Raw genomic sequence first — 14,728 nt, 5'->3', positions numbered from 1 at the left:
CGGAAGCTCCCCTCAGCCCTGGGCCCGCTGCAGCGACAGCGTGGTGTTGATGGCGCGGCTGAGCTTGGCCGCGTAGGCCGGGTCGGTGGCGTAGCCGGCGCGCTGCAGGCCGCTGGCGAAGCCCTGCACCGAGTGGCGCTGCTCCATCACGCCTTCGTAGCGCGGGCTGTTGCCGATCAGGCGCGCGTAGTCGCGGAACGATTCCTCGTAGGAGTCGTAGGCGCGGAACTTCGCGGTCACCTTGCGGGGCTCGCCGTCGATGTATTCGGTGGTGGTGATCTCGGCGACCTTGCCGGTCCAGCCGCCCGTGGCCTTGATGCCGAACAGGTTGAACGCGGGCGAGCCGTCGGCGTGGCGGATCTCGCCGCGGCCCCAGCCGCTCTCGTGGCCGGCCTGGCCGATCATGAAGGCCGCGGGAATGCCCGATTCGCGCGCCACGGCCTGGGCCGCGGCGCTGTGTTTCTCGACGAAGTCGGCCTGGCGTTCGGTGGCGCTCACGCGGTCCACCGTGCTGGGCATGCGCAGGCCGCCCGGGGCCTGCATGTCGGTGGCCTGGCCCGTGAGCTGGCGGCCGAGCTGGCGCTCGATGGCCTCGGACAGGCCGCCGGGCAGGCCCGAGAGCTGCACCGAAAACTGCTGGTCGAGCAGGTCCGTGCCCATGTTCTCGCCCTGGCTGTCCATGAGGCCGCTCTTGGCGGTGGCCTCGCGCATGCTCTTGAGCAGCTCGCGCATGAACAGCGCCTCGAACTGCTTGGCGGCTTCCTTGAGCGCGGCCTTGTCGTTGCCCGCGGCCTTGAGCGCGTTCAGCGAGGTCGGGTCGGCCGCCAGGCCGGCGGGCGTGATCGAGGTGCCGATGGCCATCAGATCACCTCCAGCTCCGCGTTGAGTGCGCCCGAGGCCTTGATCGCCTGCAGGATGGCGAGCAGGTCCTGCGGCGTGGCGCCGAGCGCGTTGAGCGCCTTCACCACGTCGGCCAGTTGCGCGGCCGGTCCCATGGACACGAGCGAGCCCTTGTCCTGGCTGATCTGGATGTTCGATTGTTCGCGCACCACGGTCTCGCCGCCCGACAGCGGGGCCGGCTGGCTGATGACGGGGGTGGTGCTGATGCTCACCGACAGGTTGCCGTGCGCCACCGCCACCGGGCTGAGCGTGACGGCCTGGTTCATCACGATGGAGCCGGTGCGTGCGTTGATCACCACCTTGGCCGTGGGCACGGCCGATTCGATGCGCACCTCTTCGACGCGCGCGAGGAAGGCCACACGCGCGCTCGGGTCGGCGGGCGCGTTCAGGCGCACCACGCGGCCGTCCACGGCCGCGGCCGTGCCCGCGCCCAGCGCCTTGTTGATCGCGTCGGTCACGCGCGTGGCGGTCTGGAAGTCGTTGCTGTTGAGGCCGAGGTCGAGCGTGCCGCCCGAGTGCAGCGGCGTGGGCACGGCGCGCTCCACCTGGCCGCCGCCGGGGATGCGGCCCGCGCTCAGGTGGTTGATCTGCACCTTGCTGCCGCCGGCCGAAGCGCCCGCGCCGCCGACCATGAGGTTGCCTTGCGCGAGCGCGTAGATCTCGCCGTCGGCGCCGCGCAGCGGCGACACCACCAGCGTGCCGCCGCGCAGCGACTTCGCATTGCCGATGGACGAGACGGTGACGTCGATCGCCTGGCCCGGCTGCGCGAACGGCGGCAGTTCGGCGGTGATCATCACCGCGGCCACGTTCTTGAGCTGCGGGTTCGCGCCCGCGGGCAGCGTGAGGCCGTGCTGCTGCAAAAAGTTGGCCAGGCTCTGGCCGGTGTAGGGCATCTGCGAGGTCTGGTCGCCGGTGCCGTCCAGGCCCACCACCAGGCCATAGCCCGTGAGCATGTTGCTGCGCACGCCCTGCACCGCCGCGATCTCCTTCACGCGCACGCTCTGGGCGGCGGCGGGCAGCAGCGCGAGCGCGCAGCAGACCACCATCAAGTGGCGCAGGCATCGGTCGATAAAGAAAGCAGGGCTCATGGCAGGACGGCCTAGGGGTTGCATGCCACCGATGGTGGCGGGTGTCAGAACGGCAGAACGCTCAAAAAGAAGCGCGCCAACCAGCCAATTGACATGGCTTCGCCCTGCGCGCCGCGGTTGCGCGACTCGATGCGCGCGTTGGCCACCTGGGTCGAGGGCACCACGTTGCCGGGCCGGATGTCGCGCGGGTTGATGGTGCCGGAGAAGCGCATCACGTCGACGTTGGCGTTGACGCCGATCTGCTTCTCGCCCACCACCACCAGATGGCCGTTGGGCAGCACCTGCTGCACCGTGGCCGTGATGGAGCCGGTGAAGGCGTTGTTCGCCTGGTTCTTGCCGTCGCCCGCGAAGGTGTTGCTGCTCTGCGCGCCCAGGCTTGACTTGGCCCAGGGCGACGAGCCGCCGAACAGCGGGATGGCGCTGATGCTGCCCGAGGCCTCGCCGCTGCGGTCGATCGAGGCCGAGGAGCTCTGGCTCGCGGTGACGCGTTCGGTGATCTGGATGGTGACGATGTCGCCCGGCAGCCGCGCGCGCGCGTCTTCAAGCGGCGGGCGGTAGCTCGCGGCCTGGAACAGGCCGCCGGTGGGCGCGGCGGGCGGCGTGGTCTGCACGTACTGCACCGGCTGCGCCGGCTGCAGGTCGACCTTGGGCTGGTTCTGCAGCGTTTCGCAACCGGTGGCCAGCAGGGCCAGGGCGAGCGTGAGGGCGAGGCGGATCATGGCGGGCCTTTCGGGAATCACAGCTGGCTCAGGCGCTGCAGCATCTGGTCCGAGGTCTGGATCGCCTTGGAATTCATCTCGTAGGCGCGCTGGGTCTGGATCATCTGCACCAGCTCCTGCACCACGTTGACGTTGGACGCTTCGGTGTAGCCCTGCATGAGGTAGCCCATGCCGGTGGCGCCGGGGGCCGAGGCCACGGGCGCGCCCGAGGCCACGCTCTCGCGGTACAGGTTCTGGCCCAGCGGCTCCAGGCCCGGCGGGTTGATGAAGTTGGCGAGCTCGATCTGGCCGATGCGCTGCGGCTGCGTCTGGCCGGTGATCTTGGCGCTCACGATGCCGTCGGACGAGATCGTGACGCTCTCGGTCTGCGCGGGCACGGTGATGCCCGCGGTGAGCGGGTAGCCGCTGTTGGTGACCATGCGGCCCTGGGCGTCGACCTGGAAGCTGCCGTCGCGCGTGTAGCCGGTGGTGCCGTCGGGCATCTCGACCTGGAAGAAGCCCGCGCCGTTGATGGCGACGTCGAGCGCGCGGCCCGACTGCTGCGGCGTGCCCTGCGTGAAATTGCGGCTGGTGGCCACGGTGCGCACGCCCAGACCCACCTGCAGGCCCGTGGGCAGCTCGGCCTGCTCGGTGCTGTTGGCGCCCACCTGGCGCAGGTTCTGGTACATCAGGTCTTCGAACACCGCGGTCGAGCGCTTGAAGCCGGTGGTGCTGACGTTGGCCAGGTTGTGCGAGATGACGTCGAGTTGCGTCTGCTGCGCGGTCATGCCGGTGGCGGCGGTCATCAGGGAATTGATCATGGCGATTCCTTTGCCTTTGCTTAGCTGACGTTGAGCAGTTGCGACGCGGCGCGGTCATTGCCTTCGCCGTTCTGCAGCATGCGCATCTGCAATTCGTACTGACGGGCCGCGGCGATCATGCCGACCATGGCCTCGACGGGGTTGACGTTGGAGCCTTCGAGCGCGCCGTCCTGCAGGCGCGCCACGGGGCTGGCGGGCAGCGGGTCGCCGCCGGCGCCGCGGAACAGGCCGTCCTCGCCGCGGCGGATCGGGTTGTCGGCGTCGGGCACGACCATCTTCAGGCGGCCCACCACCTGGCCGGGCTCGTTGCCCACGCGGGTGTTCACCGTGCCGTCGGCGCCGATGTCCACGTGCGCATTGGCCGGCACCACGATGGGCCCGCCATCGCCGAGCACCGGCAGGCCGTTGGCGGTCACGAGCGTGCCTTCGGCGTTGACCTCGAAGGCGCCCGCGCGCGTGTAGGCCTCGGTGCCATCGAGGCCTTGCACCGCGAACCAGGCGTCGCCCTGCGCGGCCACGTCGAGCGCGCGGCCGGTGATCTGGATGGCGCCGGGCTTGTGGTCGGCGCCGGCCGTGGCCTCGAGCGCGAACACGCGCGTGGTGGCGCCGTCACCGCGGATGGGCACGGCGCGGAAAGTGGAGAGTTCGGCGCGAAAACCCGGCGTGGACACGTTGGCCAGGTTGTTGGTCAACACCTGCTGGCGATGCGCCGCGGCGTTGGCACCGGTCATGGCGGTGTAGATGAAGCGGTCCAAGCACAAGTCCTTTCACTCGCCAGACGGCGCCAGCACGGCTGGCCACGACGGCTTGAGCGAATTGTGGGAATTCTTGAGGGTGGCCAATGCCGCGAACAACGTGCGCCGCGGGGGCCTATTCATCGCTTCACCGCGGGGCCGCGCGGCCCCGCGCGAGGTGCCCGCAAACGCCGCGCCCCGCGCGAAGACCGTCGTGCGACGGCCCCCGGGCGGGGCGCGAAAGGCGGGCGGCCACGCGGCGGCGGCGCGCCGGATCAGCGCATGTTGAGCAGCGTGCTCAGCACCTGGTCCTGGGTCTTGATGGTCTGCGCGTTGGCCTGGTAGGCGCGCTGCGCGGTCATCATGTTGACCAGCTCGGCGGTGATGTCGACGTTGGAGTCTTCGAGCGCGCCCGCGCGCAGCTTGCCGAAGTTGCCGCTGCCGGCCTCGCCGCGCAGCGGCTCGCCCGAGGTGAAGGTGGCCGACCAGTTGCCGCCGCTGCCCGGCTGCAGGCCCTGGGCGTTGCGGAAGTTCACGAGCGCGATCTGGCCCGCGGCACGGGTTTCGCCGTTGGAGTATTGGCCCGTGACCACGCCGTTCTCGTTGATCTTGAGGCCGATGAACTGGCCCGGGCGGTAGCCGTCCTGATCGAGCTCGGTGACGCCGAAGGCGGTGCCGAACTGGGTGATGTTGTTGAAGTCCAGGTTCACGTTGAAGGTGCCGTTGGGCGAGCTCAGCGCGAGCGGCGGGATCGTGGTGGTCGCGGTGTCGAGCGAGCCGTCGGCCAGGAAGTTCACGGTGAAGGGCGTGGACAGCGCGGGGTCGGCGCCGTTGACACCGGTGTAGACCTCCCAGCTGTTGTTGCCCACCTTGCGGAAGGCCAGGTTCACCGGGATCTCGATGCCCTGCGAATCGAAGCACACCAGCGAAGTGCCGTAGGTGGACAGCGGCGTGGGCGGCGTCGCGGTGTTCCACACCGGCGCGCGCGCGTCGAGGTTGAATTCGGCGGTGATGGTGCCGGTCTGCTGCGCCGGGATCGGGCTCGCGGTGGGCAGCGACAGGGGCACCGGGTTGAAGCTCAGGCGGTTGCCCGCCGCATCGGTGGGGTAGCCCATGAGCTGGCCGCCCTGGTTGGTGACGATGTTGCCCTGGTCGTCGAGCTTGAACATGCCGGCGCGGCTGTAGGCCACGGTGCCGTTGGGCATGGTGAGTTCGAAGAAGCCCGCGCCGTTGATGGCAACGTCGAGGTCGTTGCCGGTGATGGTGATGTTGCCCTGGGTGAACTGCTGCGACACCGAGGCCACCGACACGCCGATGCCCTGGTTCACGCCGCCGGCCGCGTTGACCGAGCTCGCGTACACCTCGGCGAACTCGGCGCGCGAGGACTTCATGCCCACCGTGTTGCCGTTGGCGATGTTGTGGCCGATCACGTCGAGGTTCTTGCTCGCGCTGTTGAGGCCGGAGAGTCCTTGCTGGAATGCCATGGTGGTTTCCTTGCGGTGCGGTGTCGGGGATTAGATGAAGGTGGTGATCTTGTCCTGGGACAAGGTGCTGCCGTCCTGCAGCTCGAGCTGCAGCTGGCCGTCCTTGTTGCCCACGGCGGTCACGGTGAGTCGCGTGAAGGTGGTGGCGTTGACCGGGGTGCCGCCGTTGGACGCGCGCACGCGGTAGCCCGCCACGTCGGTGGGGCTGTGGTCGCTGCCGTCCCAGTTGAACGAGTGCTGGCCCGCGGTGAGGCCGCCGAAGTCGAGCGTGTCGATCACGCTGCCGTCCTTGCCGATCACGTCGACCTGCACGTTGGAGGCCGCGGCCGGCAGGCGGAACGCGGCCTTGCCCACGGTGCCGTCGAAGCCGAACTGCGTGCCCGCGACCAGGGCTTCGCGGCCGATCAGCGACACGCCCTGCATGGTCTGCATGGCCGAGTACTGCGCGGCCATGCCCTTGAGCGTGGTGTTGAGCGACTCGATGCCCGCGACCGTGTTGATCTGGGTCATCTGCGTGGTCATCTGCGCGTTGTCCATCGGGTTCATCGGGTCCTGGTTGTTGAGCTGCGCGACCAGCAGCTTCAGGAACCGGTCCTGCGTGGCCTCGGCGTTGGTGGCCGAGGTGGCGGACTTGGCGGTGGAGCTGCCGACGGTGTTGCCGAGGCCGGACAGATCCAGGGGGTTGGAGAACATCATGGTGCGGGTTCCTCGAAGGGCCTCACTGGCCCATCTGCAGCGTCTTGAGCATCAGGCTCTTGGCGGTGTTCATCACCTCGACGTTGTTCTGGTACGAACGCGAGGCCGAAATCATGTTGACCATCTCCTCCACCGGGTTCACGTTGGAGTGGGTCACGTAGCCCTGCGCGTCGGCGCTGGGGTGGTTGGGTTCGAACACGCGGCGGTTGGGCGTGTCGCTCTCGGTGATGTTCTGCACCTTCACGCCCGCGCTCGCCTGCCCGCCCATGGGCACGGTCTGGAAGTGGATGTGGCGCGCCTTGTAGGCCTTGCCGTCGGGCCCGGCCACGGCGTCGGCGTTGGCCAGGTTGCTGGCCACCACGTTGAGCCGCTGCTGCTGCGCGCTGATCGCGCTGCCGCTGACGTTGAAGATCTGGAACATGGACATGGCGAGGTCCTTTCAGGCGCTCACTGGCCGGTGATGGCGCTGAGCATGGTTTTCACGTGCCCGTTGATGAAGCGCAGCGTCGACTCGTAGCGGATGGTGTTGTCCACGAAGGCCGCGCGCTCGCGGTCGAGGTCGACCGAGTTGCCGTCCTGCGAGGGCTGGGTCTGCACCGCGTAACCGAGCTTGGGGTCGCCGCCCGCGCCGGCGGCCGCGCCCACGCTGCTGAAGTGGCGCGCGTCGGTGGTGGCCGCGGGGCCGGTGCCGGCCGCGCCGCCCGCGGCGTTGCGCAGCGCGGCCGCGAAATCGAGGTCGCGCGCGGCGTAGCCGGGCGTGTCGGCGTTGGCGATGTTGCTGGCGATCACCTGCTGGCGCTGCGAACGCAGCGTCAGCGCCTTGGCGTGGAAGTCCAGCCGGTCGGTCATCTGTTCGAGCATGCTCACCTCGCAGGCGGGGAATCGGGGCCGGCGCCGGAAGCGGTCCGGGGCCGGGGCGTGCGGGCATTGTCAAAAGACTTGAGGGGAGCCAATGGGGCGAACAGCGGCCGGCCAACCCGTCATTTCCCCGCTTAGCCCCGGCGCGGGATGCCTAGAGTGCCGGGCTGTCCCTGTGTCTTTTTCCTGTCTGGAGCGCCCCATGAACCGCCCCGCCTTCCGATTGCTGCTGACCGTGGGTTTCTCCCTGGTGCTGCTGGCCGCGGCCGCCAGCGCCCGCGCCACCGAACCGGGCGGCCTGGAAAAGCTCGCGCGCGACTTCCTGCAGCCCGCGGTCGACCAGGCCGTGGCCGAACAGGGTGGCAAATCGCTGCGCGCCGAGGTCGTGATGGGCAACCTGGACAGCCGGCTGCGGCTGGCGCCGTGCAACGGCATCGAACCCTTTCTGCCGCCGGGCGGGCGCCTGTGGGGCCGCAGCCGCGTCGGGCTGCGCTGCGTCGACGGGCCCACGCGCTGGTCGGTCTACATCCCGGTCACGGTGCAGGCCTTCGGGCCGGCCTGGGTGCTCAAGGCCGCGGTGCCGGCCGGCGAAACCCTGACTCAAGCCCACGCCGAACGCGCCGAAGTCGATTGGGCCGCCCACCCGTCACCGGTGCTGGCGCTGCCGGAACGCTGGCTGGGCCAGCCGGCGGCCTTCGCCCTGACCCCGGGCCAGGTCATCCGCGAGAACATGGTGCGCGCTGCCCAGGCCTTCGACGCCGGCAGCGCCGTGAAAGTGAGCGCCAACGGTGGTGGCTTTGCCGTGAGCGTGACGGGCCAGGCCCTGAACACCGGCTACGTGGGCCAGGCGGCGCGCGTGCGGCTGCCCTCGGGCAAGATCGTCAGCGGCACGGTGCGGCCCGACCTGACGGTGGAATTGCCTCTTTGAGGCCTCTCTGCGGCAGGCGCTGTACGACCAACGGTTGAAAAGCACCCTCAAAACCCTAAAGTTCTGGAGATCGCGACCGATACGACAACGACATTGCCCCGAAAACCGGGGACGGAGCGTGACATGAAAGTCGATTCCTCTAGCGCGGATTCCTACATTGGCAGCGTGGCCGGTGGCCCCCACAAGGCGGCCACCCCGCCGGCCGCGGCCGTCGAAGGCGCCGCCAAAGGCACCAGCAACCCGCAACCCGGCGTGACGCTGACCCTGTCGTCGAACGCGACGGTGGGCGCATCGGGCAGCGAGGTGTTCAACGCCGAGAAGGTCGAAGCCATGAAGCAGGCCATCGCCGCCGGCACCTTCCAGGTCAACCCGGAAGCGATCGCGGACAAGCTGCTGTCGAACGCCGCCGAAATGCTCAACGCCGCTCGCGCCTGAACACCCCCACCATGAGCCTGCTGCCCCCGCCCGCCGCCCCCTGGATCGCCCGCCTCAACGGGCAACTGGACGGGCTGGAGCGCGCCCTGCTGCAGGGCGACGCGCCCGCGGTCGAGGCCGCCAGCGCTGCCGTGCAGGCCGCGCTGCAGCAAGCCCCGCGCTCGGCCGATCTGCAGGCCGGCCATTTCGAGGCGCTGCGCGAAGCCGCCCGCCGCTTCACCCAATTGCGCGCGGCCACGCTGCGCGCCGCCGCGCTCAACGAGCGCGCGCTGGGCAGCCTGCTGCCCGACCACCTGCAAAAGCCCACCTACCAGGGGCTGAGCCAGGCGGGTGCCCGCCGCTACGCGGCGCGCTGACACTTCCTTTTTCCGTTGCCGGCCCGCTGGCCTGCGCTCACCAGCGCAGGGCCTTGGCGTGCTCCGGCGTGTACTCGTCGATCGGCCCCGGGTGCGGCCCTTCGCGTTCGAGCAGCGCCGGGTCCTGCACGTAGACGAAGGCCTGAACGGGCCGCTCGGGCGCGTCCAGCGGCACCACGTCGATCGCCACGCGCTGGTAGCCGCCCGGCTCGCCGATGCGCTCGAGCGCGTCCATCGCGGCCAGGGCCGCGTCGTCCACCTCGAACAACTGGCCCTTCACCGGCAGGCCCTTGCCGGGCGCCAGGAACAGGCAGGGCAGCACCGACTCCACCAGGTGCATCGGGTAGGGCATCGCGGTGCGGTATTCGCCGGGCAGGCGCCGGCCGCGGTTGACGTGGGCGTTGGGATAGCCCTCCTTGAGAGAGCCATAAACGAACAACAGGGTCATGGGGAAACCAGCCATACGGCCGGCGTAGCAGGGCCAAACCGCCGAGTCTGCCCGAAGTGACGACCGGTCCGCCGGCCCCGCGCCGCGACCGGCGCTCACCGATACCCGGGCGTTTTCCACTTTCCCCGTCGGGGCGCGCGCCGCACGCCCCGGCCCGCCGCATGCCTCCTGCCAGCCGCCCCGCTCCACCCCCCGCTTCCCTGGCCGTGCAACGCCGCCTGTTCGCCCGGCCGGTCCTCGAACTCTGGTCGGCCCAGCACGGCCGCGCCAGCGGCCTGCAGAGCCGCTGCTGGGACGCCCTGCTCGCCCAGGCCGGTGGCCAGGCCGCGCTGCCCGCGCGCATGCCCTTCCTGCCGTCCGACTGGATGCGGCTGTTCGGCCATCTGCTCGACACCGACCCCGGGCTCGCGCCCCCGGCCACCGAGCAGCTCGTGCGCCTGCTCACCGTGGCGCTCACGCGGCCGCGCAACCTGCTCGACCTGAGCGGCATCGACGCGCTGCTGTTCGAGGCCTTCGAACAGCTCGGCGGCATGACGGTGTTCCTGGGTTTTCGCCGCCAGCGCCGGCCGGCCGTGGACACGCTCAAGGCCCCGGCCTGGCTGCGCGTGGCGCCGGGCTGGTTCGCGGGCCTGCCCGAGGTGGGCGAGCTCTGGCTGCCTTCGCCGCTGGCGCGCTCGCTCGACCTGCGTGGCCTGCCGCGCCTGAAGGCCGTGCACCTGCTCGACCCCGTGCACGCGCAGCTGCAGGAGCACATCGCGCGCCCCGCAGGTTGCGGATTGCCGGTGCTCGGCTTCACGCGCCGCACCGACGCGCCCTCGCTGGGCGACTGGGTGGCGCGCCGGCCGCGCGCCCAGGCGGCGCTCGCGCGCGCCCTGCGCCGCGCCGACACCGCGCGCCGGCTGCGCCCGCCGCAGGCGCCGCGCGACTGGGCGTGTGCGCTGCGCACGCTGCTGGTCGACCGGCACGGCTTCCGGCCGGCCGACGTCGACGCGCTGGAGACCGTGCTGCTCACGCACCTGGAGCAGCCCGGCGCCACGCTCGACCTGAGCCCGCTGCCCGCGCCGCTGCTCGAGGCCTTCGACGCGCTCGGGGGCATGGCCTTCTTTGCGGCGGTGCGCACCGGCATGCTGCCGCCGCTCACACGGCTGGTGCCGCCGCGCGCGCTGTCCAGCGTGCCGGCCTACCTGGCATTGCTGCCCGATCTTGAGGAACTGTGTCTGCAGCCCGGCGACGGGCCGGACTGAGCGCGCTCAGGCGCGCAGGCGCTGCGCGAGGCGGCGGTAGTGCGCCGCCTGCTCGCCCTGGCCCAGGCCTTCGTGGATGACCGCGAGGTTGTGGGCCGCGAGGTGGCTGCCGCGGCCGGTGACGCTGCCGTCGAGGTCGGGGCGTTCGCCGATTTCCAGGCAGCGTTCCCAGGCGGCGCGCGCCATGGGCAGGCCCTGGTCGAGCGCCTGTTCGGGGTGTTGCGTGGACCAGTCGAGCAGCAGGTTGCCGAGCACGAAGTGGTAGTCGGGCGAGCCGCCCCATTCGTCCATGGCCTCGCCCGCGAGCACCAGGGCCTCGTCGAGGCCGCCGCTCTGCCCCAGGCAATGCAGCAGGCGCACCAGCAGGTCGTGCCGGTAGGGCGCGCCGGGCTGGCTGCGCAGCCAGGCCGCGCGGTAGCAGGTGGCGGCGTCGGCGTGCTCGCCGTAGGTTTCGTGGTCCTTGCCCAGGTGCAGCCAGACGTGCGGGTCTTCGGGGTGGGCGTCGCGCTCGGCCAGCAGCAGCGTGCGGTTGCGGCCGCGCTTGAGCGCGAGCTGGGCCTGGCTGTAGCCGTCGTGGCCGAGCTGTATGCCCAGTCGCACACGCGGCACCGGCGACTCGGGCTGTTCGTGGATGCGGCCCTGGTAGCGCACGCCGCGCGGCAGCACGCGCGTGAGCCAGGAGATGTGTTCCTGCGTGCCGTCGCCGAAGCCGCTGTGGATGCGCAGCTGCCCCAGGTGCATGGGCCGCTGGTGCTGCAGCGCCTCGATGGCGGCGCCGCCCGCGATCAGCCATTCGTCCGCGTCCACGACCAGGTTCCAGTCGGCGTCGGCGAGCTCGAGCGCGCGGTTGCGCGCGGCGGCGAAGTCGTCGCACCACGCGAAGCGCTGCACCTCGGCGCCGGCGGCGCGCGCGAGCGAGACGGTGTCGTCGCGCGAGCCGGTGTCGAGCACCAGCATGCGCTGCACGTGCGGGCGCAGGCTGTGGAGGGCGCGCTCGATGCAGCGCGCCTCGTCGCGCGCGATCATCACGAGCGCCACGCTGTGGGGACCGCGGGCGGTGTTCACGCGCGGCTCAGTGTTCGCGCATCTTGGCGCGCAGGCGCGCGATCGACTGGCTGTGCAGCTGGCACACGCGCGATTCGGTCACGCCGAGCACGGCAGCGATCTCCTTGAGGTTCATGTCGTGCTCGTAGTACATGCTCATGATGTGCTGCTCGCGCTCGGGCAGCGTCTTGATGGCTTCCACCAGCGCCATGCGCATGCGCTGGTCCTGCAGCACCGATGAAGGATCGGCCTCGGTGTCGCCCATGTGGCGGTCGAGGAAGTTCTCTTCGTCGTCGCCGCCGCCGCTGATGTCTTCGAGGTACACGAGCTGGGTGCCGCGCACCTTGGCCAGCAGGGCCTGGTAGTCGGGCAGGCTCAGGCCCATCTCGGCGGCGATCTCGCTTTCCTTGGGCACGCGGTGCAGCTTCTGCTGCAGGCGGTGCACGGCCTGCTCGATATCTTTCTGGCTCTTGCGCGAACCGCGGCTCATCCAGTCGCCGTCGCGCAGCTCGTCGATCATGGCGCCGCGGATGCGCTGGCTCGCGAAGGTCTCGAACTGCACGCCCTGCGAGGGCTCGTAGCGCGCGATGGCCTCGGTCAGGCCGATCATGCCGACCTGGATCAGGTCGTCGATCTCCACGCTCGGCGGCAGCTTGGCAATCATGTGGTGCGCCAGCCGGCGCACCAGCGGGCTGTATTTCTTCAGCTGGTCGTCGCGGTTGAGCGTGCCTTTGGCGGTGTACATCGTCAGCTCCAGAGGGAAGCACCGTCGGCGGCCACCGGGCCGCGGGCGTGGGAAGCTTGCTGGGAAAGGGGGTGCGCGTGCGCGCGCACCAGGGCGCCGTCGGGCACGCGCTGGGCCCAGCTGCCCTGGGCCCACACCGGCGTGCGCAGGCCCAGGTGGCGCTGCGCGGTCTCGATCACGTTGCCCAGCACCTGCGCCGAGGCGTCGAGCGGCGCCAGCACCGGGCACAGGCCCGCGCCGTGCAGCCACTTGAGCGCGCCGTAGGCGTCGATGCTGGCCTGGGGTTGTTCGACCACCGGCACCAGCACGCGCGCGCTCACCCCGCCCAACAGGCCCGCGAGCGCCTGCGCCGGGGCGTAGAGCAGCACCAGGGTGCCGGCCGCGAAGGGCGCGAACAGGCGCGAGAGCGCGATGTCGGCGCCGCCCGCGCGGGCCGTGCCCACCAGGGTCTGCAGGCCGTGGGCCGCGGGCATCACGAGCCAGTGCTGTTGGTTGCTGTCCAGGCCCAGGTGGGCCTCGCTGCCATCGGCCAGGGCATGCACCAGGCCGCCGCTGTCGCCGCGCTCGCTGGCGCAGGCGTCCAGCACCACCACGCGCTGGCCGGCGTCGGCCAGGGCCATGGCCAGGCGGCACAGCCATTCGAAGCCGCGCGAGGGCTGGGCCGGGCTGGCCAGGGGCATGAGGGCCGGGCTGCCTTCGCGCGCCTGCATGTCCAGGCGCAGGCCGGCGGCCTGGTCGAGACCGAACTCAAACATGCAGGCCACCCAGGTTGGCGTTGCGGCCACCGGACTGGGCGAAGTAGAAGCCCATGTCGGTGTTGGCCGGGTCGAAGGCCGACTTGTTCGCCGAGCCCATGCTCATCTTGACCAGCGCGCCGGCATCGGGCTGCTGCCAGTCTTCGGGCACGCGCTGGCCGTTGGCCACGCCGCGCAGCGTCACGTGGTGGCGCACCAGGGCGTCGATCGCGGGGCCGAGCTTGACGGCCTCGTCGACCTTGGAGAGCACCACGCCGTGCAGCTTGTCGGCCTTGAAGGCGGACAGGGTTTCGTCGATGGTGTCGCCCTGCGAGCCGGCGTTGAGCACCAGCACCTTCTTGAGCGTGGGCATCTCCAGCACGTCGAGCATGTCCTGCACGCGCTGGTCGCGCTGGCCCAGGCCGGCGGTGTCGATGATGACCAGGCGCTTGCCGGCCAGCAGGCCCAGCATGTCCTTGAGCGCGGCGCGGTCGTGCGCCAGGTGGGCCACCACGCCGAGCATGCGGCCGAAGGAGCGCAGCTGCTCGTAGCCCGAGACGCGGTAGCTGTCGAGCGTGACCAGGCCCACGCTGCCGGCGCCGTACTGCTTGACGCACTGGGCGGCGAGCTTGGCGGCGGTGGTGGTCTTGCCCACGCCGGTGGCGCCCACGAGCGCGACCACGCCGCCCTCGTCGGCCAGGCCCGCGCCGTTGCCGGCCACACGCAGGTTGCGCGTGATGGCGTCCATGAGCCAGCGCAGGGCTTCACCGGCGCCGGCCTCGACGGGCAGGCGTTCGAGCAGCGCACGCGCCATCGCGGGCGAATAGCCGGCGCGGATGAGCTTGTGCATCAGGCTCGACTGGATCGGGTTGTTCTTGCTCGAACCCAGCCAGGCCAGGGTGTTGAAGCGCTCTTCGATCATGTCCTTGAGCGCGTTGAGCTCGACCGCCATGCGCTGGTCGTCCTGCGTGGCGAAGCGCGTGGGCGGCTGGCTGTCGGCGAAACCGCTGTCGCGGGTGCGGATGGGCTGGGCGCGGGGCGCGCTGATCTGCGGCGGCTCGTTGTAGCGCTGCACCGGCACCACGATGGGCTCGGGATCGGCCATGCGCATGGCCGGCTGCGGCATGGCCTTGGCGACCGGCGCCTCGGGCTCGGCGGCGGCGCCGCCCAGCGACTCGCGGCGCTTGCGCAGCATGCGCTCGCGCACGTAGTCCTGAAAGGACAGCGTGCTCATGGCCATGGCTTCGGTGTCGTTGGCCACCGAGGTCTGGGTGTTGGCAAACACCTCCTTGCGCGCGGCGGGGGCGGCGGGCGCGGCGGCGGCCATGCCGGGCTGCGCCGCCTGGGCGATCGAGGCCAGGCTTTCTTCGGCCGCGGCCATCACTTCGAAACCCTCGGCGGTCTGGCGGGTGGAGAGGATCACGGCGCTGTCGCCGATCTGGCGGCGCGCACGGGCCATGGCTTCGCGCGAGGTGGGGGCAATGAAGCGTTGGATGTTCATGCTGTCAATCCCGG

Annotated in this window: 18 protein-coding genes; 4 read left to right on the top strand and 14 right to left on the bottom strand. The window is 70.8% G+C overall.

The window, feature by feature from the left end; all coding sequences use genetic code 11:
* Positions 1 to 12: 12 nt before the first annotated feature.
* The 9 genes from flgJ to flgB all read right to left on the bottom strand — a co-directional run bounded on the left by flgJ (position 13) and on the right by flgB (position 7,282).
* Positions 13 to 861 carry a flagellar assembly peptidoglycan hydrolase FlgJ gene (gene flgJ, locus G9Q37_RS20440; RefSeq protein ID WP_166230251.1) on the bottom strand — a complete coding sequence of 283 codons (849 nt, stop codon included), beginning with the start codon at positions 859 to 861 and terminating at the stop codon, positions 13 to 15.
* Positions 861 to 1,988: a flagellar basal body P-ring protein FlgI gene (locus tag G9Q37_RS20435; protein WP_166230249.1), complete on the bottom strand. Its 1,128-nt coding sequence runs from the start codon at positions 1,986 to 1,988 to the stop codon at positions 861 to 863. The genes flgJ and G9Q37_RS20435 overlap by 1 nt, the downstream gene beginning before the upstream one ends.
* Positions 1,989 to 2,032: 44 nt before the next feature.
* Complete coding sequence (locus G9Q37_RS20430) at positions 2,033 to 2,707, bottom strand: flagellar basal body L-ring protein FlgH (protein WP_166230247.1); 675 nt, start codon at positions 2,705 to 2,707, stop codon at positions 2,033 to 2,035.
* 17 nt (positions 2,708 to 2,724) lie between these two features.
* A complete protein-coding gene (gene flgG / locus G9Q37_RS20425; RefSeq protein WP_166230245.1) occupies positions 2,725 to 3,507 on the bottom strand; it encodes a flagellar basal-body rod protein FlgG in 783 nt (260 codons plus the stop codon).
* 20 nt (positions 3,508 to 3,527) lie between these two features.
* Complete coding sequence (flgF, locus tag G9Q37_RS20420; RefSeq protein WP_166230243.1) at positions 3,528 to 4,262, bottom strand: flagellar basal-body rod protein FlgF; 735 nt, start codon at positions 4,260 to 4,262, stop codon at positions 3,528 to 3,530.
* A 254-nt stretch (positions 4,263 to 4,516) separates the two neighbouring features.
* Positions 4,517 to 5,725: a flagellar hook protein FlgE gene (gene flgE / locus G9Q37_RS20415; RefSeq protein WP_166230241.1), complete on the bottom strand. Its 1,209-nt coding sequence runs from the start codon at positions 5,723 to 5,725 to the stop codon at positions 4,517 to 4,519.
* 30 nt (positions 5,726 to 5,755) lie between these two features.
* Positions 5,756 to 6,421, bottom strand: coding sequence for a flagellar hook assembly protein FlgD (locus G9Q37_RS20410; protein ID WP_240936445.1), 666 nt, complete (start codon positions 6,419 to 6,421; stop codon positions 5,756 to 5,758).
* 22 nt (positions 6,422 to 6,443) lie between these two features.
* Positions 6,444 to 6,848 (bottom strand): flagellar basal body rod protein FlgC, encoded by a 405-nt coding sequence (gene flgC, locus G9Q37_RS20405; RefSeq protein WP_166230239.1) that lies wholly within the window; start codon positions 6,846 to 6,848, stop codon positions 6,444 to 6,446.
* 20 nt (positions 6,849 to 6,868) lie between these two features.
* Positions 6,869 to 7,282, bottom strand: coding sequence for a flagellar basal body rod protein FlgB (flgB, locus tag G9Q37_RS20400; RefSeq protein ID WP_166230237.1), 414 nt, complete (start codon positions 7,280 to 7,282; stop codon positions 6,869 to 6,871).
* Positions 7,283 to 7,481: 199 nt separating this feature from the next.
* Here flgB and flgA point away from each other — a divergent pair, with 199 nt between their 5' ends.
* The 3 genes from flgA (at position 7,482) to G9Q37_RS20385 (ending at position 8,998) form a co-directional block, all read left to right on the top strand.
* On the top strand, positions 7,482 to 8,207 hold the full coding sequence (gene flgA / locus G9Q37_RS20395) for a flagellar basal body P-ring formation chaperone FlgA (protein WP_166230235.1): 726 nt from the start codon (positions 7,482 to 7,484) through the stop codon (positions 8,205 to 8,207).
* Between the two features lie 123 nt (positions 8,208 to 8,330).
* Positions 8,331 to 8,642 (top strand): flagellar biosynthesis anti-sigma factor FlgM, encoded by a 312-nt coding sequence (gene flgM, locus G9Q37_RS20390; protein WP_166230233.1) that lies wholly within the window; start codon positions 8,331 to 8,333, stop codon positions 8,640 to 8,642.
* Between the two features lie 11 nt (positions 8,643 to 8,653).
* A complete protein-coding gene (locus G9Q37_RS20385; protein WP_166230231.1) occupies positions 8,654 to 8,998 on the top strand; it encodes a hypothetical protein in 345 nt (114 codons plus the stop codon).
* 37 nt (positions 8,999 to 9,035) lie between these two features.
* On the opposite strand, the gene G9Q37_RS20380 is transcribed toward G9Q37_RS20385, so the two are convergent.
* A complete protein-coding gene (locus tag G9Q37_RS20380) occupies positions 9,036 to 9,446 on the bottom strand; it encodes a gamma-glutamylcyclotransferase family protein (protein ID WP_166230229.1) in 411 nt (136 codons plus the stop codon).
* Positions 9,447 to 9,652: 206 nt separating this feature from the next.
* Here G9Q37_RS20380 and G9Q37_RS20375 point away from each other — a divergent pair, with 206 nt between their 5' ends.
* Positions 9,653 to 10,690, top strand: coding sequence for a hypothetical protein (locus G9Q37_RS20375; RefSeq protein ID WP_166230227.1), 1,038 nt, complete (start codon positions 9,653 to 9,655; stop codon positions 10,688 to 10,690).
* Between the two features lie 6 nt (positions 10,691 to 10,696).
* Here G9Q37_RS20375 and G9Q37_RS20370 read toward each other — a convergent pair whose 3' ends face one another.
* The 4 genes from G9Q37_RS20370 to flhF are packed head-to-tail and all read right to left on the bottom strand — an operon-like array spanning position 10,697 to position 14,714.
* Positions 10,697 to 11,755, bottom strand: a complete 1,059-nt coding sequence (locus G9Q37_RS20370) for a glycosyltransferase family 2 protein (RefSeq protein WP_240936444.1) — start codon at positions 11,753 to 11,755, stop codon at positions 10,697 to 10,699.
* Positions 11,756 to 11,762: 7 nt separating this feature from the next.
* Positions 11,763 to 12,479, bottom strand: a complete 717-nt coding sequence (locus tag G9Q37_RS20365; protein WP_166230225.1) for an RNA polymerase sigma factor FliA — start codon at positions 12,477 to 12,479, stop codon at positions 11,763 to 11,765.
* A gap of 2 nt (positions 12,480 to 12,481) precedes the next feature.
* The gene (locus tag G9Q37_RS20360; protein WP_166230223.1) at positions 12,482 to 13,234 is read right to left on the bottom strand and encodes a hypothetical protein; all 753 of its coding nucleotides are present in this window, start codon (positions 13,232 to 13,234) and stop codon (positions 12,482 to 12,484) included.
* The gene (gene flhF / locus G9Q37_RS20355; RefSeq protein WP_166230221.1) at positions 13,227 to 14,714 is read right to left on the bottom strand and encodes a flagellar biosynthesis GTPase FlhF; all 1,488 of its coding nucleotides are present in this window, start codon (positions 14,712 to 14,714) and stop codon (positions 13,227 to 13,229) included. The genes G9Q37_RS20360 and flhF overlap by 8 nt, the downstream gene beginning before the upstream one ends.
* Between the last annotated feature and the right edge of the window lie 14 nt (positions 14,715 to 14,728).

This window comes from Hydrogenophaga crocea, from assembly GCF_011388215.1.
In the GTDB taxonomy this organism is placed as follows: domain Bacteria; phylum Pseudomonadota; class Gammaproteobacteria; order Burkholderiales; family Burkholderiaceae_C; genus Hydrogenophaga; species Hydrogenophaga crocea.
This window is presented reverse-complemented; position numbering and strand designations above follow the sequence as displayed.